This is a genomic window from Draconibacterium sediminis (assembly GCF_000949475.1).
GTDB lineage: Bacteria > Bacteroidota > Bacteroidia > Bacteroidales > Prolixibacteraceae > Draconibacterium > Draconibacterium sediminis.
Genome location: NZ_JRHC01000001.1, coordinates 2,369,579 through 2,391,666, shown reverse-complemented (window position 1 = coordinate 2,391,666; position 22,088 = coordinate 2,369,579). Strand labels below are relative to the sequence as shown.

The 22,088-nt window shown below is 42.0% G+C and carries 11 protein-coding genes; 4 read left to right on the top strand and 7 right to left on the bottom strand.

What is annotated here, in order from left to right:
• Positions 1-122 precede the first annotated feature (122 nt).
• Entirely contained in the window at positions 123-4,277 is a 4,155-nt protein-coding gene (locus tag LH29_RS09350) for a two-component regulator propeller domain-containing protein (RefSeq protein WP_082063513.1), read from the bottom strand.
• Between the two features lie 322 nt (positions 4,278-4,599).
• Here LH29_RS09350 and LH29_RS09345 point away from each other — a divergent pair, with 322 nt between their 5' ends.
• The 4 genes from LH29_RS09345 (at position 4,600) to LH29_RS09330 (ending at position 11,687) form a co-directional block, all read left to right on the top strand.
• Entirely contained in the window at positions 4,600-5,499 is a 900-nt protein-coding gene (locus LH29_RS09345; RefSeq protein WP_045028063.1) for a glycoside hydrolase family 16 protein, read from the top strand.
• Positions 5,500-5,548: 49 nt separating this feature from the next.
• Positions 5,549-8,608 carry a SusC/RagA family TonB-linked outer membrane protein gene (locus tag LH29_RS09340; RefSeq protein WP_082063512.1) on the top strand — a complete coding sequence of 1,020 codons (3,060 nt, stop codon included), beginning with the start codon at positions 5,549-5,551 and terminating at the stop codon, positions 8,606-8,608.
• Between the two features lie 15 nt (positions 8,609-8,623).
• Positions 8,624-10,333: a RagB/SusD family nutrient uptake outer membrane protein gene (locus LH29_RS09335; protein WP_082063511.1), complete on the top strand. Its 1,710-nt coding sequence runs from the start codon at positions 8,624-8,626 to the stop codon at positions 10,331-10,333.
• 271 nt (positions 10,334-10,604) lie between these two features.
• Entirely contained in the window at positions 10,605-11,687 is a 1,083-nt protein-coding gene (locus tag LH29_RS09330; RefSeq protein WP_198152386.1) for a glycoside hydrolase family 88 protein, read from the top strand.
• Positions 11,688-11,793: 106 nt separating this feature from the next.
• On the opposite strand, the gene LH29_RS09325 is transcribed toward LH29_RS09330, so the two are convergent.
• The 6 genes from LH29_RS09325 to LH29_RS09300 all read right to left on the bottom strand — a co-directional run bounded on the left by LH29_RS09325 (position 11,794) and on the right by LH29_RS09300 (position 21,984).
• Entirely contained in the window at positions 11,794-13,068 is a 1,275-nt protein-coding gene (locus tag LH29_RS09325; protein WP_045028054.1) for a zinc-binding dehydrogenase, read from the bottom strand.
• Between the two features lie 242 nt (positions 13,069-13,310).
• The gene (locus LH29_RS09320) at positions 13,311-15,272 is read right to left on the bottom strand and encodes an SDR family NAD(P)-dependent oxidoreductase (RefSeq protein WP_045028051.1); all 1,962 of its coding nucleotides are present in this window, start codon (positions 15,270-15,272) and stop codon (positions 13,311-13,313) included.
• A 103-nt stretch (positions 15,273-15,375) separates the two neighbouring features.
• Positions 15,376-16,593: a PHP domain-containing protein gene (locus LH29_RS09315; protein ID WP_052670709.1), complete on the bottom strand. Its 1,218-nt coding sequence runs from the start codon at positions 16,591-16,593 to the stop codon at positions 15,376-15,378.
• 100 nt (positions 16,594-16,693) lie between these two features.
• Positions 16,694-19,162, bottom strand: a complete 2,469-nt coding sequence (locus LH29_RS09310) for an alpha-ketoacid dehydrogenase subunit alpha/beta (protein WP_045028049.1) — start codon at positions 19,160-19,162, stop codon at positions 16,694-16,696.
• Between the two features lie 139 nt (positions 19,163-19,301).
• Positions 19,302-20,663 carry a dihydrolipoyl dehydrogenase gene (lpdA, locus tag LH29_RS09305; RefSeq protein WP_045029086.1) on the bottom strand — a complete coding sequence of 454 codons (1,362 nt, stop codon included), beginning with the start codon at positions 20,661-20,663 and terminating at the stop codon, positions 19,302-19,304.
• A 7-nt stretch (positions 20,664-20,670) separates the two neighbouring features.
• Complete coding sequence (locus tag LH29_RS09300) at positions 20,671-21,984, bottom strand: dihydrolipoamide acetyltransferase family protein (RefSeq protein WP_045028047.1); 1,314 nt, start codon at positions 21,982-21,984, stop codon at positions 20,671-20,673.
• Positions 21,985-22,088: the final 104 nt, after the last annotated feature.

Below are 22,088 nucleotides of genomic sequence, written 5' to 3'. Positions count from 1 at the left end.
TCTAATCTTTCATCACAAAGTGCAGCAAAAATATCAGTCCGGTTTTGCAATCAGTGGCATAAATTCAACGTAAGATTGTACATATTCGATTAACCACCTTTCATGCTGTTTTAATCGCCCGATCAGGTATTCTTTTCAATATACTCCTTTGGAGTGCATCCGTAAAAATCTTTAAAACAACGGCTAAAATACGACGGACTGGTAAATCCAACCATGTAAATCACTTCGCTGATCGATCGTTTTTTCTGCACCAGCAAGCCGGATGCAACTTTTAATCGTTGAGTACGGATAAATTCGTTCGCCGTTTGCCCCGTAAGTGCTTTAATTTTTCGGTAGGCCTGATTGGCACTTACTTTAAGTTCGGCACTAAAAGCTTCCACATCAAAATTGGTATTATCCAAATTGTTCTGTACCGATTGAACTGCTGCTTTAAGAAATTCCTCGTCAAGAGATGATAATTCAATGTGTTCGGGCTCCAAAATTTGCTCGGTTCGCAATCGCTCCTGCTTTTGTTTTTGCAGGGTAAGCAGGTTATAAATTTTCAGCGACAACGAAACCATATTAAAGGGTTTGTAGATGTAATCAACCGCCCCAAGCTTTAATCCTTTTATCTGATCTTCCTGCATGGTTTTGGCCGTAAGGAAAATTACCGGAATATGCGAATAATTCAGGTCGTTTCGCAGTTGGGTGCACAGTTCAAAACCATCCATTTCGGGCATCATTACATCCGAAAGAATAAGGTCGGGTGTGTTTGCTTCAATTTTTTCAAGTGCTTCCCTGCCATTATCAGCGCACTCAACATTAAAATGTTTCGACAAACCGGTACACAAAAACTCCTTCAAATCCGCATCATCTTCAACAACCAACACATGTGGTTTTGTATTATCCGATCCGTTAAAAGAGGTGTCGTGTAAAATATTTTCGAAGGTGGCATCTTCGGGCTGAGCCAAAGTCGTTACGGAATCTTCCGGTTTCCATTTTTCACTTTTTTCGGCCTGTGCAGCCAACGCGCTGTTCAGCGGCAAAACCAGACGAAAACAGCTTCCCTTTCCTTCTTCGCTGTCCAGCTCGATTGATCCTCCGTGCTGCTCAATCATTGCCTTGGCCATAAATAAACCAATTCCTCCCGTACTTTGGGTGCGTTGCTGCTTCACCTGGAAGAATCGCTCAAATATTTTCTCCTGGTATTCTTTTGCAATTCCAACGCCACTATCCTGAAATTCAATCACCACCTCTTTATCTTCGTTGGTGCGCGTTCGCTCAAACGCATTTATAGAAATAGCAGTGTTATCGGGCGAATATTTAAAGGCATTCGACAAGAGGTTAAATATTATTTTCTCCATTTTATCAGGGTCGAAATATGCCATGATAGTCTCGGGAGTGGTATTCAATTTAAATTCTATTTGACGCGAATCGGCCATTGGTTTAAAGAAATTGAAAACCTCGTGAAGCAGATTTGCCAAATTACAATGCTGAATGTACAAACTCTCCGGAATACCTTTCTCAATTTTTCGGAACTCAAGCAATTGATTTACCAAACGTAAAAGTTTATATGCGCTGGTATTTATTAAATGCGCCAGTTTGTGCGACTCGGTACTCAGTTTTTTATCGTCGAGCAATTCTTTCGACGGCCCTAAAATAAGTGTTAGCGGTGTTCTTAATTCGTGTGTTATATCGGTAAAGAACAGTGTTTTTTGTTCGTTCAGATTTCGTAATTCTTCGGCCCTTAAATGCTCAAATGCCAGCTCGCTTTTCTTTTGTGCATTTATTATCGAGTATTTCATGAAAAAATACAAAACGGCAAAAAACGACATAGCATAAACGATATAGGCAACAATAGATTTCCACCACGGTGGCGACATGGAAACCTGAAAGGTGGTAGCTTTTGTATAATCAACATCGTTGCCGGTGCTCGATACAACTTTAAACGTATAATTGCCCGGCGGGAGGTTGGTGTAGGTGGCCGTATTTCGTGTTCCGGCACTGTTCCACTGTGCATCAAAACCTTCCATCCGGAAGAAGTATTCGTTTTTCCCCGGATTTTTATAATCCATGTCCGAAAAACTAAACGTCACCATTTTGTCTTTGTACGACAATGAAATTTTGTCGGAATAGGCCACCGCCGAAGTTAGTCCATAATCAGTTCTCAGCTCTTTTTCACGATTCAGGCTTTTATCGTAAACGCGAATATCGGACAAAACAATTTCAGACGTTTTTTGAGTATTATTAATTCCCTGCAAATCGATCAAAGCAAAACTGGCCAGGTTTCCTGCTAACATCCTACCGCCCGACAACGCCATTTGGGTATTTCGATCCAGGAGGTCATTTCGATAATCCTGTGAGAAATATTTTTTCTCAATCACTTCGTTTTCAATGTCAAACTCCAGCATTCCCTGAAAAGTACGAATCCATAAATGTCCCAAGTCATCCTCCATTAAACCCGAGATATAATCGTTTTTCAGATATTCGGTTTGTGGAAATCCCTTGAACTCAACAATCTTATTTCCTTCGTCGTCAAACTTTTCAATCTTTTTATTTAAGCCTGAGTTTGTTCCTATCCATAAATTACCAAACGAATCTTCAAGAATGGCGTTTATAGTATTGTCATTTAACGAGTTGGTATCCGATGGTGAATAAAAATAATAACTGATATCACCCGTCTCTGGGTTGTAACAATTCAATCCGTTTTCGGTACCAATCCAAACTTTCCCTGAACGATCTTCGTGAAGAGCCCTGATTATATTACTGCTTAACTCACGAGAGTCATTTCGCTGACCAATACTTTCAAATGATACTTTTCCCTGTGTATCAGTCTTCATTTTAACTAAGCCACGTTCTCTGACACCGACCCAAATTACACCTGAATATTTTTTTGATGGAATAAGCTCAACAACCTTATTCCCGGAAATCCCTGGCAGTGTTTCGGTGTTATAATATTTACGCCCGCTTATATCAAGACTAAGATCGGGGGTATAATTATAATGAATAATGCCGGCGTCTTCAGTTCCTAACCACAAACCGGTGCTATCGGCAAACATATCGAAAATGGAATAAGCTATAAAAGTAAGTCCATTGTGTGAATAAGTTTGTTCGCCATAATCATTTTTCAAGACATATATTCCGTTGTGCTTTTCGTATTGTAGCAGATTATATGATGTTCCCACCCACAACTGATCATTATAGGCGGCAAAATTCATTACTCTGATTTTATTTCCCAGGTTATCAATTCTTGATGGCAACACATAACGGCTTAACCCTTTATCGGTGATCGAAGCTCTGTCGATTTTTGCAGATCCAACCCAGAGCAAACCACTTTTATCAACAAAAATTGTTGAGATGGCATTTGATGACAAACTCCCCGGGTTATCAACCGAAACTTCGTAAACCCAAAAATGTGCTTCTTCCGGAGAAAGTTGTTGCTGATCGCGTTTCAATAAACTTAATCCCTCGTTCCATGATCCTATCCACAAATTGTGAAACTGATCGTAGCACAATCGATAAACTCCATCGTCGATAATACTGCCCTCTCTGTCTTCTTCACGATAAACAAAAAAATTAACAATTTCACCGTCATCATTTAACACAACTTTGTTCAAACCACCTCCCCAGGTTCCAATCCACAGAACGCCTTCCTCGGATTCTAATACCTGCGTAACGGTTGCATTTGAAATTGAATTTTTACCCGTTTCCGGGACATAACGTTTATAATCACCACTTTCAGGATTAAAACAAAGCAAGCCATTGTACGAAGCAATCCACATCATATTTCTGGAATCAAGATGTAAATCGCTTATTACATCATTGGCTAAGTGGTGTTTCATTTCTCCTGTTTCCGGATCAAGGATGTAGAGTCCGTCACTCCAGGTACCAATCCATATTAAACCTTTATCATCTTCCAGCAACGACATTATCCGGTTCCTGATTTTATAGCGTTTTATTATTCCATTCCGAACATCCATAAAATTTAAACCGCTTGCTGTTCCAATCCACAAATTTCCGGCTTTATCAACCAATAACTTTGTAATTTCGCGGTTCGAGATGGAAGTGGAATCATGATATTGAGGCTGATAAGTCACACAGTCGTAGCCATCAAACCGTGTCAAACCATTTATGGTACCAATCCAGATAAATCCTTTTTTATCCTGAACAATGTCGTTGGCTTTATCAATTGTTAGTCCATGCTCTGTTCCCAGATGAGAAAAGTAAAGCTCGTTTTGTGCCATTACCGCACAAGAGCAAAAAAGAAGAACAAAAAGCAGTTTAGTAATTCGTAGCATATTAGTTTGTGCTTTGTGCAAATTTATATGAAATTTGAAAAAGAAGGTCTGTACTACTCAATTAACGCGAAAAAGATAACAAGCCCATGTGCCTGAATAGCCCCTTCTCAATGCATTGACTACCTGCATATTATACATTATTGCCTTATCACACAAATCCTGTCCGTCAAATTTGTAATAGCATTTGTCAATTTTATACAATCGATTTCAATTAATTGAAAGTGTACATCGATTTTGTTCAATTCATTCCTTTTTATTTCCCCGAGTTTTGCAATGTTTCCTGGAAGAAAGGAAACAAACCAATAAACGAAAACTTTAATTTATGACTCGTATTAACCATACGAAAGCTGTTCTTATCCGACTGTTTTTAATACTGTGTTTGAGTGTTGGGTACAACTGTTTTGCCACCAATAAACAAGATACTGAGAAAACGAAGCCAAAAGATCTCCAACTGGTTTGGGAGGATAACTTTGATAACGACGGTTATCCTGATGCTCAAAACTGGAATTTCGAATATGGATTTGTACGCAACCGCGAACTACAATGGTACCAGCCCCAAAATGCTTATTGCCAAAATGGCCGTTTGGTAATAGAAGGTAAAAAAGAAAACATTTATAACCCGAACTATAATCCGCTAAGCGACGACTGGCGAACCAATCGTTCACTCGCTCAATACACATCAGCATGCCTTATCACTAAAGGTCTTCAGGAATGGCCTCCGTATGGCTATTTTGAAATAAGTGCAAGAATTGACGTATCGAATGGTGCCTGGCCTGCCATATGGTTATTAGGAACAAAACAAGGCTGGCCTTATTGTGGTGAGATAGACATTATGGAGTTCTATCGTATAAATAATGTTCCGCACCTGTTGGCAAACGCTGCATGGGGCTCGGAAATCAATTACCAGGCCAACTGGGACGATGCAATAATTCCATTAGAACATTTTACGAAAACCGACCCCGACTGGAATGATAAATTCCATACCTGGTCGATGCATTGGGATAAAAAACAGATCAGCATTTACCTCGATAATGAGTTAATGAACCAAATCGATCTGCAACAAACCATCAATCCTGACGGAGGCAATCCTTTTACTTCCGATCAGAGATTCTACTTATTACTCAATCTGGCAATTGGTGGCCATGGAGGCGACCCGTCTCTAACCGAGTTTCCAATCAGGTTTGAAGTTGATTATGTAAGAGTATACAAAGCAACCAACTAAATATAAAGTTATAACTATTTCAATTTTAATAATTTAATCTTAAATCTTTATGAAAAAGAAGAGTAAATTGAATCAATGTTATTTCAGCAATGGGATATTAAAAACCATGGCTTTGGCATTGATGTTAATCATTGTTCACGGAACAGCAGCATTTGCCGGTTCCGGAACTGCATTACAGGAAAAATCAGTCACTGGTACAGTGTTTAGCACTAGCGGCGAGTCATTGCCCGGTGTTTCGATTTTAGTAAAAGGAACTACACGCGGAACTATTTCCGATGTTGACGGAAACTTTTCGCTTAAAGATGTTCGCTCTGAAGACATCCTTGTTTTCTCTTTTATTGGTATGAAAGAGGTTGAGGTAACTGTTGGTGATCAAACCAGCTTTGAGGTTACCATGGAAGATGCCGTAATTGGTGTTGACGAGGTTGTGGTAGTAGGTTATGGTACGCAAAAGAAATCGGATGTTACCGGATCAGTAAGTTCCGTATCGGAAGAACGACTGGCAAAAATTCCTGTTTCAAACGTAATGCAGGCTGTTCAGGGAGCGGTTTCCGGCGTTAATATTAGCCAGGCCTCTTCTATCCCTGGAGAGTCTCCTTCAATTGTTGTTCGCGGTGGTGGTTCACTTACCGCTTCTACAAGTCCGTATGTCGTAGTTGACGGTATTCCTATTTCAAAAATGGACGGATCGATCAACGACATCAACCCTAACGACATCAAATCAATCGAGATTTTGAAAGATGCGTCGGCTACCGCAATTTATGGTATGAACGGAGCAAACGGTGTAATTTTAATTACTACAAAACGTGGTAAATCATCAGCACCAAAAATCCGTTATTCAGGTTATTACGGAGTAGAGGAATTTGCTCATATTCCGGAAATGGTTTCTCCTGAAGAATTGCTAAACCGCTATGCTGAAGGAAACAGAATTAATGGTTCGCCTCTGTATGATGCGCCCGTTAAGTATGAATATGAGGTGGAGAACTATGCAAACGGTCACATAATCGACTGGATTGATGCGGTTTCGCAAACCGGAATTCAGCAAAACCATAATGTTAGTATTTCCGGTGGAACCGAAAACCTGAACTATTACATTTCCGGAGACATATTAGACCAGAAAGGTGTAGTTAAAGGATACAACTACAAACGTTATTCACTTCGCACCAATATCGACGCTCAGGTTACAAATTACCTAAAAATCGGTACTAATTCATCTATCGTTCACCACAACAGAGACGGTGGTCGTGCCAACCTGTTAAATGCAGAGGCCATGAGTCCGTACGGAAGAATGTATGAAGAAGACGGATCGTATACGATTTACCCGATGTATGGCGAAACGCTGTGGGCCAACCCATTGCTGCCAACAACAACCAACCCTGAAAGACGCCAGTATAACATGAATCTGAACGGATATGCTTTTGTTACTTTTGGCGACATATGGAAACCGTTAACCGGATTAACTTATCGTTTAAATGCAGGTTTCTCGTATATTCCACGCCGAACCAGTAGCTATAACGGAAAGTCGGTAAACGACCAGCTTGGAACCGCAGAAATTTACCATGCAGAAACTCAAGCCTATACCATTGAAAACATTTTACGTTACGACCGCGATATTGACAAACACCATTTCGATATAACTGCTGTATACGGTGCGCAGGAAAGAAACTACAACAATAACTGGGCACAGGCTCGTGATTTTGTTAACGATGAACTGTATTGGAACAGAATGCAGGCAGGTGCAAGCTCAAATGTTTCTTCGTATGCCGACAGGTACGCTTCCGTGTCGCAAATGGGACGTTTAAATTACGTTTACGATAGCCGTTACCTATTCACATTTACCGTTCGTCGCGATGGTTCGTCAGTATTCTCCGATGGTGTAAAATACGGAACTTTCCCTTCAATTGCATTGGGATGGAATATGCGTCAGGAGAACTTTATGGCGAATGCCGAAAATATCACCAACCTGAAATTGAGGTTATCGTACGGTAAATCAGGAAACGAAGCTGTTGGCGTTTACAATACATTTACAACAATGACTGACCGCCAGATTGCATTAGGCGGAATAACCAATATTGCCATGGTTACCGACCGTTTAGGTAACAGCGATTTAAGTTGGGAAACAAAAGAAAGTTTAAATGCAGGTTTGGATTTCGGATTCTTTAATAACCGGATTAACGGTTCGCTGGATGTATATACAGCGAAAAACACTGATTTATTGTTGGCACGAAAACTGCCAATTGCATCCGGCTTCTCACAAGTAACCTCAAATATTGGAGAAACCTCATCAAAAGGTATCGAACTTACATTGAATACAGTTAACGTTAATTCCGGCGATTTCAAATGGAACAGTGCTGTTGTATTTTCTACTAACAAAACCGAGATTGTTGCACTATATGGCGACGGACAGGACGACCTGGGAAGTGGCTGGTTTATTGGCGAGCCTATCGGAGTAATTCGCGATTATACCAATGTGGGAATTTGGCAGGAAGATGAAATTGCCAATGGCGATCATTTAAATTGGGATCCGGTAGCCAAACCTGGTGATGTAAAATTAGCCGACATAAGTGGTCCTGACGGTGTGCCTGACGGAGTGATTAATGACGATGACCGTTCGATTCTGGGACAAAGAGCACCTAAATGGACCGGTGGTTTAACCAATACATTTAGCTATAAAAACTTCACCTTTAATGTATTTATTCAAACCACACAAGGTGCAATGCGCGGAAATGCTCACCTCAGTATGGCTTCCGACGAAATTGAACGTCGTAACAGTTTTGCCGAAATTGGATACTGGACTCCTGAAAACCAAAGCAACGAATGGCGTTCGCTTAATAAAAATTCAAATCCTCACGGATATGGATTCCCGGTTAAAAATAACTTCACAAGAATTAAAGACATTACACTCAATTACGACTTCCCATCGCAGCTAACCAATAAAATTGGTGTTGATGCATTGAGCATGTATTTAAGCGGACGTAACCTTTACACCTTCACCGACTGGATTGGCTGGGACCCTGAAGAAAGAAGTATTGGCCGAGGTTCGAACAACTGGGATATCAACTACCCAAGTGTGAGGACAATCGTATTTGGTATTAATCTTACATTATAATAGCGTATAACAATTATGAAAACGAATAGAATATATTTAATATTACTGATAGCTATTACAATGATAGCTGTCTCATGTAGCGAAGACTTTTTGGATGAAAAACCAATGTCGTCGTATGCTCCTGAAACTTTAACTGACGAAGCCGGTGTTGAAGCAGCGTTGAAAGGATTACACTACAACTTTGGAACAATATGGACCTGGGCAGGCCGACAAGGCTGGAACTGCGTGTGGCAGGTAGGAACCGATGTTTGTTCTCCCGGTGGTATTGAGGGTGTTGAAATTCCATTCTTTAAATACGAAGATTTAAACTCGGAAAATGGTGCCGTTTATTACATGTGGGAAAGATGTTACCTTGTAATTAACAATGCCAATACAGCTCTTGCAGCAATTGGAGAAGATGGAGATCCTGAAAAGATTGCAGAAGCCCGTTTTTTCCGTGGTTATTGCTATAATATCCTTGCCACACTTTATGGCGATGTTCCTTTACTTGTTGAAGCAACATCATCAGCACGCACCGACCTCGAGCGTACTCCGGTGGCACAGGTAAACACTCAAATCATTGAAGATTTAAAATATGCCGCTGATAACTTACCAGATATTACCGGAACAATAACCGAAAGCCGCGCTAATAAACATATGGCAATGCAGTGTTTAGGAGAAGTATACTTACGTGTTGACCAACCAGACCTGGCAGAAACTGTTTTAACCAAAATTATCAACAGTGGTTTATTTAGCTTGGTTGAAGAACGCTATGGTATTGCTTTAGATGTGGATGGCGACTATTTCAGCGATATGTTTAAATTCGGAAACCAGCGTCGTTCGCAGGGAAATTCAGAAGCTATCTGGACATTCGAACTGGAATATACAAAAAATGTGGCCGGTGGTTTTACCGGAGCTCCTCAGCAGCGTCGTAACTGGGTTCCTGCATACCACAATGTGCCCGGAATGACTCCGTATTATGATGATGTTGATGACAGTTTTGTACATCCTTACGGAGGTCGTGGTAATGGTCGTATGCGCCCAAGTAACTGGGTGAAGTACGAGTTATACGATGATGGCGACATCCGTAATTCGGAAAACAACATTACCCGAACCTTCTATTACAATTCAGTTGGCTATAGTGCTACCTGGGGTGTAGATGCCAACGGATACAGAGTTGACAAAGATTCACCCAATGCGGTTAAGGTAGTAGAAGTTCATGAAGGTGATACTGCATTAATTGCAGCAAGCGACACCATCGAAGTAGCGTATCCATATACCCGCAAATGGGACTCATTCGATCCGGATGATCAGTGGGGATGGACAAATATCAAAGATTTCCCGATGATGCGTTTTGGTGAAACTTACCTACTTCGTGCTGAAGCTCGTTTTAAACAAAACAACACAAGCGGAGCAGCTGAAGACATTAATGTTTTACGCGATCGTGCTTTTAAAGCTGCCCGTGCAGAAAGCGGCAACAGCGACCTTGGAAAAGTATTATCAGCCGATATCGATCTTGATTTTATTCTGGACGAACGTGCCCGCGAATTGTTTGCTGAGGAAAACCGCCGCATGACATTGATGAGAACCGGAACCTTAGTGGAACGGACTGCACTGAATACAGAAAGTACCATTAAAGGTACCATTAGTGGTGTAAGTAGCAACAACCTGTTGTTCCCTATTCCATTAAGCGAAATTCAACGTAACAAAGATGTTCAGTGGGATCAAAACCCTGGATATAATTAGTATTTATTTGAAAGAAACCACAGTATAATACTCGATGGTTCTTTAGTTTAGTTAGATTTGTTAATATGAACAGAAATGCCCTTCGGGGCATTTCTTATTCTTATACTTGTACCTGTTTTCATGTATAAAACAATTCATCATGTTAAAAACCACTTATTTTTTTGTCATTCTAATCCTGTTTTTCAGCTGTAAAACACCCAACAGCAACAGTCAGTCATTGATTTCAGTAATAGACCAATCATTGGTGCTTGCCACACAACAAAGTTTACGAATGGCTGAATCATTAAAAGATCAACCGGATAAACTTCCGCAAACGATTGACAAAAATGGTAAGTTGGTTACATGTAATTCAGCTTGGTGGGTAAGCGGATTTTTTCCGGGCGTATTGTGGTATTTGTATGAAAATTCACCTTCAGATTCATTAAAACAATGGGCAGAAAACTTCACTCTGCGTGTTGAAGACCAACAATACACCACCGACAATCACGATGTTGGTTTTATGATCTTCTGCAGCTTTGGGAACGGTTACCGCATCACCGGGAACCCGGAATACAAAGATGTGATTCACAATGCATCAGAATCGTTGATCACACGTTTTAATCCTACGGTTGGCTGCATACGCTCGTGGGATTATGCACCGTGGAGCGCCAAATGGCAATACCCGGTTATTATCGATAATATGATGAACCTGGAACTACTGGAATGGAGCGCCAAAACCTTTAACGACACCACCTATAGCCATGTTGCCCGAACGCATGCCAATACCACCCTCGAGAACCATTTCCGCGACGATTACAGCAGCTATCACGTGGTTTCGTACGACACGATTACGGGAGCGGTGGAAAAGAAAAATACGTCGCAGGGGTATTCTGATGATTCGGCATGGGCACGCGGACAGGCATGGGGACTTTACGGTTATACCATGATGTACCGCGAAACAGGAGACAAAACATATCTGGAACAAGCAAAACATATTGCCGACTTTATTATCAATCATCCAAATTTACCAGAGGACAAAATTCCTTACTGGGATTTTAATGCTCCTGATATTCCGAATGCTTTGCGCGATGCATCGGCCGGTGCAATTATATGTTCTGCATTACTTGAATTAAGCGGTCATGTTACGGATGAAAAAGCAACATCGTACCTAAATATTGCAGAAAAGCAACTACGCAGCTTAAGTTCCAACAAGTATCTGACAAAACCTGGCGAAAATGCAAACTTCATTCTGAAACACAGCGTTGGACACATGCCCAATGGAAGTGAAGTTGATGTTCCGCTTACCTATGCCGATTATTATTTTGTTGAAGCTTTAATGCGTGCTAAAGAGTTAATAAAAGAAAGTAAGTTGTAATAAAAACAAACAGCAGCAAGGTTCTCCTGCTGCTGTTGTTTACGTTTATTTTCAAGTTTATATCTAACACCCGATTGATGTCAACACACCAATCTTCGATTAATTTCTAGAGTTTATCGCCATTTTCCAGTAAATAGGCTTCGGCTTCCACATTCCACAATCCCATGTACTTTTTGCAAAGCTTATCCAGCTCGCCATACACAGGATTTTCTTTTCCTTTCTCTTCAAATTCAGCAATTGCGGTAAGCGGGAAATCATAATGTGTATAAATCAACTTCTTGCCTCCCGGAATATTTGGCAGATTCAAAGTAGCTTCAGGCACTGCATTTAAACCGCCAATGTGCGTTACCAATCCTGCCGGATCCAGTCCTGCGGTCATAATTTCCAGCGCTTCCTTCATATCATCGGTGTTACCGCCTGATGTTCCAACAATATGCGTATAGGCGTAATGTACGTTATAGAAATTCATTTTTGCCGTGAATTCGGTGTTCGATGGGCCGGCAAAAAAGTTCAGACAACCATCGAAACCAAGAATTGCATCGCCCTGCTCTACTACCGGAGCAACCGGAGCAAAAACAAATACATCGTCGTAACCCTTACCACCGGTTAATTCTTTTAATCCGGTTACCGGATCAGCCATTTCTGCAGTATTGATGTATTTCAATTCGATTCCGCGCTCTTTCGCGAACTCAACGGTGTAGAGCTCAGCTGCACGGTCCAATCTTGTCTGATCGATATCGGTAACCACCATCAATGATGGTTTCTTGTCCTCGCGGCGCAAAACGTAATTGATAGCTGCCAGTCCCATTGGTCCAACACCGGCAAGAATGGCCATTTTACCACCGTCAACAATTTCCATTTTGTGCACGTAGCTTCCGGCGGTGGTGTGGTAATTGGCATGCATTGCACCAATAACACAGCTTAATGGCTCAGCCAGCGATGCCGGGTAATAACCCGGTCCTTCGTAAGCCAGCAAACAATCCTGTACCAATACATCTTTTGGAATGATAACGTAAGTGGCATCACCGCCAATGTATTTGTATGAATAGCCAGGCGCACTCAACACTCCAACCGGCCCATCTTCGTAATAAATTGCAGGTTGAATAGAGAATTTCTGTCCGGCCGTAAATTTACTTTGCCAGTTGGCTCCAACTTCAACAATCTCTCCGGCAAACTCGTGACCGATCATAATCGGATTCCCGGCAATATCATCCGGAATACGTTTGTGGTCGCTGGCCTGGTTGGCTGCTTTGTAACTCGACATACAAAGACTGTCGGTTACCACTTTGGCCAAAATCTCATCATCACTGATTGCTGGTAATTCAAACTCCTCCACACGAAGGTCTTTTTTACCGTATAATCGAACTGCTTTTGTTTTCATTTTCTTTTATTTTATCAGATTGAAAAGAGATTGATTTAGATTGATAAAAGATTGAAGCTTCCAACTCGAAACTCGTAGCTAGTGACTCGAAGCTTTCTTAATCATTAATCCTTAATCCTTCCCAACCTTTTGCCTTTATACTTTTAACTTTTGCTCCCGACGCTTCGGTCGGGATTTGGCTGTGGCCGATTTTCAATTCGACCAGAACAGCTGTTCTCAACTTTCTACTTTTGCCTTTCTTCCTAATGCAACATCGACTGTCCACCCGAAATTGGCAGCGCCTGTCCTGTTTCATTCTCCTGGTCGATCAGGTATAAAATTCCTTTCACCACATCTTTTGGCGAACATCCTTTTCCAAGTGGCACCTGGTCTAAATAAAACTGCTTCACATCGTCGATTGTTTTTGCACCCGGCACTTTCCCTGCATTCAGGTACTGAATAAACAATCCGTTTTCAGGATCGCTCCACAGCGGACCTTCGTAAAAGTTACCCGGACAAACCGAATTCACCTTAATTTTTTCGGGTGCCAGTTCCAGTGCAAACGACTGAGTAAGTCCGATTCCACCAAATTTACCACCGGCATAGGCGAAATTCTTCTTACTTCCTTTTAAACCCGATTTTGAGTTGATTTGAATGATATCAGAGTAATAATCCGGTTTAAAAGCATTTTGAAGTTTCAATATTTTAGAGGCTACTTTTGTGCAATAGAAATAAGCGTTGTAGTTTATTTTGGTAACAAACTCAAAGTTCTCCGGCGTCATTTCGTCCAAACCACCGGCACGCAACACGCCCGCATTGCTTACAAACACATCCAAACCACCAAAAGTAGCAACGGTTTCTTTCATCAAATTGGCCAGGCTATCCATATCGGCCACATTGGTTTTAACGAAAATCGCACGATTATTGCCTTTCATGGCAGCCAGTTCGGCAGCCGTTTTATTTCCACCCTCTTCGTTAATATCAGCGACAACAATATTGGCACCTTCTTCGGTTAAATGGCGGGCAATGCCTTCGCCAAAGCCCATGGCAGCACCGGTTACAATAATGGTTTTATTCTGAACGCGGCCAACAGATGTTCCTGCAGCAATTTTGCGGCGGTAATTCTCCACCTCCCAGGTATCAATAAATGCAATTTGTTCAGGCGTCATAAAATGCTGACCGCCGAACGACTCAGAATAAGCACTGATCTTCATCGCATCTTCATACACATCCAAAATGGTGTCGCACTGCGCAGCATGATCGCCAACAGCCAACAAACCAATTCCTTTCAGCAAAATTACTTTTGGTGCAAAGCCGTTTGTTGAAATAAAAGCCGCGATCTTTTCTTTGGCCTCTTTCAACAGGACTTCAACGTTTTCGGTTTGCTCAATAAATACATATTTCGATTTGCAGTAAACGATCAGATCCGGAGTAAACGGTTTGGCCACTTTATCAAACGCCGCTGCATCTTTTGCGAATTGTGCGATTACTGCATTGTTCCGAAGTTTCAGCGTTTTAATCTCCTCTTCAGAAACCATCATGCGGATGGCAGGAACAAATTCAGCAATATCATCGCGAATTGGCAGTACTTCTTCCGGCAATTCCTCTTTCAATGCATCGTTTAGTTTTGCAAATACATCGTTGTATATCGTTTCAATTTCTTCGATTGAATCGGCAGCCACAAAAATTCCGTGGTTTTGCAAAAAGATGATCTGAGCTGCTTTACCTTTTTCCGCTTTGAATTTGGCCAATTGCTTTTCAACCTCTTTAAACAAAACGTAACCCGGATCGATATAAGGAATATAAACCACCTGGTTGCCAAACAACTCATCGAGGTATTTTTCCACCTCATTGCCACACATCAAACCATTTACTTTTGTTGGATGCAGGTGCACCACATAAGCATATTCGATGGCATCGTGCATTGATGTTTCTACCGACGGACGGCGATCTTTTGTGATGGTAGCATCCATCAGATCGTCTTTAATCTGGCGTTCGCGCTCAAACGGATCGGCGCTGTATGTTTTTTCTGAGATCAGCCCAAGTTTTTTGCGATCAAGCTTTGCAAAACCATCTTCGGTAATTATGGCCAATGCATGACCACTGGCTTTCACCCAAATATTTTCGTCGTTTTTATAGGAAGTGTTTCCACCTCCGGCAATCACCATCTCCGGATTTTTGCCATAGAACTGCGATATCTTAATAAGATTTTCTAATCCTTCCATTTTTTCTTTTTCGCTTTGAATTTTGCTCGCAGATTTCGCGGATCAGCGCAGATTTTCTTCTTCTATTTCTCTGCGAATAGCTGCGCTCTCTGCGTGAATTTTTTTATGCGATCATTTCTTTTATAACCGCGTTCCCAAGCGTGATCAGGTCGGTAACCGAACGTTCGGTGCGGTCGCCGTTAGTCGCAACAAATCCCTCTTCACCATTGGCTTTTAAGTATTGATGAGCCGCAATAACACAAGCACCATCGTACGATACTTTTTTCAAATCTTCGGGCAGCGTATCTTCTCCGTCAACTTTCACCTCGATTGGAAAAACTCCCGGCGTATTGTGCTCCGAACCCAGCGAAATCACATAACCTTTTTTTGTAAAATATTTGATGAATTCACGCAATTTATGTACTGAATTCCGCGACGGAATCAGTTCGATCATATGCACGTTCATAGCCTTTAGTTGCTCATCCATAAATTCCCAGTCGCTTTCGAAACCAGTGATCAGGTTGCCTTTTCTGTCGTCGAGCAAAACCGGGTAACAAGGAATTCCTCCGGCATCCAAAATATACTCGCTTATGCGCCCCACCGGCGGGAATGAGGCAGGTGATTCAGGAACAAATGCCGTACCACCTGCTTTCAGCAATTTTCCGCGGATTTCGTTTTCGATTGCCGGAATATCATCAGGATTCGATTTTGGCTCCACATCGAAAAGTTCGGTATAGAACATCATTTTGCCTGACTTTTGCGGATAGTTCTCCTCAACCAGAATACGAATGGCTTTGGCAATATGTCTTTCGCGCACCAGTTCTTTGGCATATTTTGCTTTTACATCTTCGTAAGTGAGGCTCATCTCCGGATAGATCGATTGCAAAAGGTAGTTTACTTTTTCGATCATCTTCGCCACTTGTTTCTGACTTTCAGCAATCAGATCATCCAAAAACTTTTTGTTTTCTTCCGAAACGCGGTAAGGATAATTCAGTCCTTTTCCACTAAAATAAATACGCCCCGGATTATTTGGGTCGTTAATGGTAACATTGCGGCGTTGAAGTTCCGGAATCAGCCCGATAAACTCAACGTTAAACAATGGAAATACACCATTTTTTACCGCGTAGTTATAAAATTCGTTATAGCCGTCGGAAACAAAAAAATCGTTAATTCCCAACACATCAACCTCTTCGTCTTTTGCCAGATCAAAAATCTGTGTAATATTATCGAAAGAGCTAAATGAGTAAGGCGTATGGATGTGACCATTAACATGAGGAACGCTAACATCGCCTCCAATGCGCATTAATGTTTCAATATCCGGGTATTCTTTTAGAAAATTCATATCAGTTATTAGTTATTGGTTAAAAAGCAGGTGTGAATATAAAAAATCCTTTCCTACCAAAACTTATCCACACCATGCTTTTCTATTCAACTAACCAAGTTTATATACCTAACTTATTTCTTCTAATTTGTTCAGCGTTTGTATAATTGTTTTTCACAACATGTCCTTTCAGCGGAACAATTTTTTCGTGAATCGCATCCAGGAACCAGTCAACCTGAGGGAAGAAATACTCTTCCAGTTCGTACGCCGGCGTGATCCAGTTACGCGAACCAACAACTACAGGCGGTGCATCCAGATCGTCGAATGCCAGTTCTGTAATATTTCTTGCCATATCATTCAGGAAAGAACCTCTTGAGTTGGCATCGCCCGAGATGATAATTCGTCCGGTCTTTTTCACCGATTCCAACACTTTTTCGTAGTTGAAAGGCACAAGCGAACGGGAATCGATAACTTCTGCTTCCATTCCGTATTCTTCTTTCAGTTTATCGGCAGCCTCGAGCGCACGGTACAACGTTGCACCTATTGTAAGAATTGTAATGTCTTTTCCTTCGCGTTTTACATCCGGCTCGCCAAACGGAATTTCGTAATATCCTTCAGGCACACCACCTTCGTGGAATTGCTCGCCGATGTCGTAAATACGCTGACTTTCGAAGAAAATCACAGGATCAGTTCCCTGTAATGCAGTGTTCATTAATCCTTTGGCATCGTATGGAGTTACCGGGAATACCACTTTCAGTCCCGGAATATGCGCCACCAGCGAAGTCCAGTCTTGCGAGTGCTGTGCACCGTATTTCGAACCAACAGAAACGCGAACAACCACCGGCATTTTAATTACGTTACCCGACATTGCCTGCCATTTAGGCATCTGGTTGAAAACCTCATCACCACAACGCCCCAAGAAATCGCAGTACATAATTTCAGGAATTACGCGGCCACCACACATGGCGTAACCAATGGCAGTACCGATAATCGACGCCTCAGAAATTGGCGAGTTGAATAAACGGTTGTATGGCAAAGCCTCTGTAAGTCCACGGTATACTGCAAAAGCACCACCCCAGTCGCGGTTTTCTTCACCATAAGCCACTAATGTTGGATCTTTGTAAAAACGATCAACAACAGCTTCGAAGATACCGTCGCGTAACTGGTATTGTTTGATTTTTGAGAATGGTTTTCCATTAGCATCAAATGCAAAACGTTCTTTTTTAGCCAGCTGTTGTACGCGTGGATTTTCCTCCATCGGGTGATTCACCTCCACTTCACGGTCTTCCATTTTATCCAAACTCTCGTTTGAGAACATCATGTCGCCGATCAATTCAGGATATTTTTCCATATCCATGTGCGGAGAAACCTTATCATCAATAGCCAGTTTCATTGCGTATTTCATCAACTCCACTATGTCGGCTTTAATATTTTCGAGCTCTGTTTCTTTTGCAATACCCGCTCCAACCAAATCGCTTGCATAAGAAGCGATACAATCCTGCTTTTCCCATGCTTCCACTTCCTCCTTGCTACGATACGACGAAGCATCAGAAGGCGAGTGACCGCTGTAACGGTAGGTTAAAACGTCGAGCAGAACCGGACCTTTTTTGTCTTTCAGCAGTTCCATTTTGCGTTTGTACGCATCAATAACCGCCAGCGGATTGTAACCGTCAACACGCTCGGCGTGCATACTGTCGCGGTTTACACCGGCACCAATACGAGCGGCAATGTCGTAACCCATGGTTTCGCCACAGGTTTGTCCACCCATTCCGTACTGGTTATTCATGATATTGAAAATGATTGGCAGACCACCTTTGTAGGCGCCTTCCCAAAGTTGTTCAAACTGGTCCATCGATGCAAAAGCCAGACCTTCCCAAACAGGACCGCAAGCCATTGAAGCATCACCAATATTGGCAACCACAATTCCATCCTTTTTATTTACTTTTTTGAATAATGCAGCACCCACAGCAATATCGCCCGAACCACCAACAATAGCGTTGTTCGGATATACACCAAACGGTGTAAAGAAAGCGTGCATCGATCCGCCTAAACCTTTATTAAAACCTGTTTCGCGGGCAAAAATCTCGGCCAGTGTTCCGTAAATCAGGAAACGGCGTGCCAACGATTTTACGTTGCCCTCGTGACCTTCTTTTACAATGTTCAGAATTGTACCATCGAAGAAGTTGGTCATTACATCCATCAATTCGTCGTCGCTCATTTTGTGAATAGCCGACATACCTTTGGCCAAAATCTCGCCGTGAGAACGGTGCGAGCCAAAGATAAAATCCTCAACTCCCAGGTGATAAGCCATACCAACTGCAGCTGATTCCTGTCCGATTGACAAGTGAGCAGGTCCGGGATGGTTATATTCAATTCCTTCGTACTCCCCTTTGATTTTAATGAGATTCAACATGGTTTCAAACTCACGAATCAGCGACATATCATGGAAGATATTAACGAATTCTTCGTTCGAGAAATTTGCTTTTTCTTCTTCAATACTTTTGCTGTATTGATTTACAGGTATTTCCTTAAATTGAATTGAGCCCGGTTTTCTTACTTCAACCGGATCAATAAATTGCGACTTAGGCATAATATTTTGTTTTAATTTATTTACTGATTATTAGTTAGCTTCTTGCTACTTAAACATTTGTCTTTTTGGACTGAAGACCGAAGACGGAAGAGCGAAGTTCTGTCTTTCTTCCAACTTCGCGCTCCGTACTTCAAACTTCCTAATGTCCAAAACTGAATACGGTTTCTTTAAATATCTCCGAAACGGTTGGATGCGGGAAAACCACTTCTTCCATTTCTTTCAGTGTCATTTCGGCTTCAATGGCCATGCAGGCTCCGTAAATCATTTCACTCGATGGATTTCCGATCATGTGAACTCCCAGCACTTCGCCATAGTTTGCTCCAACCAACACTTTGCACGATCCGCTGCCACCTTCGTTTTCGGCAACAAACCTTCCGGCATAAGCCATTGGCAGTTCGGCAATTTTATAGTCGATTCCTTTTGCTTTTGCCATTTCTTCGGTCAATCCAACACCCGATATTTCAGGATTGGTGTAAACTACTCCGGGAATGGCATTGTAACGCATTTTATCCGGGCGACCAGAAAGGTTGTTTACCACCACTTCGCCTTCGCGGCTGGCAGTGTGTGCCAACAACGAGAAACCTGTTACATCGCCGGCTGCGTAAACGTTAGGAATGTTGGTGCGCATTTTTTCATCGACTTTAATTCCGCCTTTGAACAACTCGACACCTAAATTCTCAAGACCAAAACCCGTTGTCACCGGCTTGCGACCAACGCTCATTAATATTTTATCACCTTCGATTTCGGTTACTTTCCCGTCTTTTTCGTAGGTAACTTTAGTTCCGTCAACCTTGGTAACTTTTGATGACAAATTGAACTCAATTCCTTTTTTAGCGTATAGCTGGCGCAATAGGGCACTTTGTCCTTTGTCCATTCCGGTCAGTATCTCATCCAGCATTTCAATAATGGTAACTTTCGTACCAAGGCTGTTAAAAATACTGGCGAACTCCATACCGATAACCCCTCCACCGATGATCACCAACGATTTTGGCTGCTCTTTTAATTGCAAAATCTCGCGGTTGGTTAAAACCTCATCATTACCCTGCACACCGGGAATTGGAGGCACAAAAGCTTCCGATCCGGTACAGATCATCAGGTTGGCGGCATTATATACCTTACCACCTGCTTCAATCTCAATACCTTCGGCACTTCTCTTTTGTATGATCGCGGCGTCGTTAACAACATCGACTTTAAACTGCTTCATTTTCATGCCAACGCCGCCAACCAGTTTCTTCACCACTTTATTTTTGTGGGCCATCATTTTTTGGAAGCTAAACGACAGGTCGTTTGCTTCAACACCATACTTACTTCCGCTTTTTGCGCTATCGTAAATCTTAGCGCTGTAAAGCAATGTTTTTGTGGGAATACAACCTTCGTTCAAACAAACACCGCCCAGTTCTTTCTTTTCAAAAAGAACCACTTTCAGTCCCTTTGCTCCGGCTCTTTCGGCGGCAACATATCCGCCCGGTCCGGCACCTATTATTGCTAAATCGTACTTCATTTCGGTATTAATAGTCAAAGGTTAAGTTTTCAATTTCAATAGCTACCTGCTTCACAAAACGTGTTGCCATTCCGCCATCCAGCGCCTGGTGATCGTAAGTCAAACTCAAGCCCATGTAAGGCACAAATCCGTAAACTCCGTCGCCAAGATCTTTTGGTCGAGGAACAATTGTATTTACACCCAGAATAGCTACCTGTGGAAGATTGATAACCGGTGTAAACATTTCAACGCCATAATTTCCGAGGTTTGAAACTGTAAACGAGGCTGCCTCAGAAGAAAGCAACTCCGGGTCGATACTTCCGGTTCGGCAGGCATCGGCAACTTCTTTAAACTGATTGGACAGTCCGATAATCGACAGGTCATCTGCATTTTTAATTACAGGCACCATCAAACCGCGGTCGGTATCAACGGCCAAACCTAGATGTACTTTATTGAAATATTTCACACTATCTCCAAGGAAATGTGCATTTACATCAGGAAATTGTTTCAGCGCTTTGATAACGGCAAAACATACCATATCGTTTAATGTAATATTCGGAGCACCTTCATTGGCTTTAATTTCTTTACGTAGGGCCAATAATCTTCTTGCATCGGCACCTAAATGGTGAGTCAACTGTGCCGAGTTCTGCAACGATTGATGCATTGCTTTGGCGATTAACTTGCGGATATGTGGCATTTTTTTGATTTCGAAATCGCCTGCATAAACAGGATTTGTTCCAAGGTCTGACGCTTTAACCGTTCCTGCTAATCCGCTTCCGGTACCTACGGCTTCCAAACCTTCGGCTTTGGCAACTTCTTTTGCCAGTGGCGAAAGTTTTGGCTGCGATGCTGCAAACGCTTTCACATCACGCTCAATTACACGTCCACCAGGACCTGAGCCTTCAATCGATTCGTAAGGAATTGCATCTTTCTCGGCCAAATTTTTGGCACGTGGCGAAATTTTCACTTTCTCACCTTCAACCTTTTCTTTCAGAACAACCTTAAGCTCTTCTTTTTCCTCTTCAGGTTTTTCTTCCATTTCTTCTTTTACTTCAGCAGCTGCTGCAGGTGCAGTTCCGGCAGAAAACTCATCGATGTTTTCGCCAGGCTGGCCAATTACGCCAATGGTTTGCAAAACAGGAACCTCATCTCCTTCTTCGCAAAACACAGCCAATAAAACACCATCTTCTTCAGCTTCCTGCTCAAATGATGCCTTATCAGTTTCATAAGCAAAGAGCGCATCGCCCTTTTTCACTTCCTCTCCTACTTCTTTCGTCCATTCGGTAAAGATGCAGGATTCAACAGACTGCCCCTGGCGGGGCATTATTATCGGTGTAGCCATAGTTCTATTAATTTTCAACAAACTTAAACGTCCAAACTTGTATTTACAAGTTAATTCATTGTTTTTACACAAACATCTAATCTACAACCTTTTCAACACATTTA

Excerpts from the sequence above, each read along its gene's own strand:
- LH29_RS09350 (WP_082063513.1), bottom strand. The coding sequence starts at position 4,277 with ATGCTACGAATTACTAAACTGCTTTTTGTTCTTCTTTTTTGCTCTTGT.
- LH29_RS09345 (WP_045028063.1), top strand. The coding sequence starts at position 4,600 with ATGACTCGTATTAACCATACGAAAGCTGTTCTTATCCGACTGTTTTTA.
- LH29_RS09340 (WP_082063512.1), top strand. The coding sequence starts at position 5,549 with ATGAAAAAGAAGAGTAAATTGAATCAATGTTATTTCAGCAATGGGATA.
- LH29_RS09335 (WP_082063511.1), top strand. The coding sequence starts at position 8,624 with ATGAAAACGAATAGAATATATTTAATATTACTGATAGCTATTACAATG.
- LH29_RS09330 (WP_198152386.1), top strand. The coding sequence starts at position 10,605 with ATGGCTGAATCATTAAAAGATCAACCGGATAAACTTCCGCAAACGATT.
- LH29_RS09325 (WP_045028054.1), bottom strand. The coding sequence starts at position 13,068 with ATGAAAACAAAAGCAGTTCGATTATACGGTAAAAAAGACCTTCGTGTG.
- LH29_RS09320 (WP_045028051.1), bottom strand. The coding sequence starts at position 15,272 with ATGGAAGGATTAGAAAATCTTATTAAGATATCGCAGTTCTATGGCAAA.
- LH29_RS09315 (WP_052670709.1), bottom strand. The coding sequence starts at position 16,593 with ATGAATTTTCTAAAAGAATACCCGGATATTGAAACATTAATGCGCATT.
- LH29_RS09310 (WP_045028049.1), bottom strand. The coding sequence starts at position 19,162 with ATGCCTAAGTCGCAATTTATTGATCCGGTTGAAGTAAGAAAACCGGGC.
- lpdA (WP_045029086.1), bottom strand. The coding sequence starts at position 20,663 with ATGAAGTACGATTTAGCAATAATAGGTGCCGGACCGGGCGGATATGTT.
- LH29_RS09300 (WP_045028047.1), bottom strand. The coding sequence starts at position 21,984 with ATGGCTACACCGATAATAATGCCCCGCCAGGGGCAGTCTGTTGAATCC.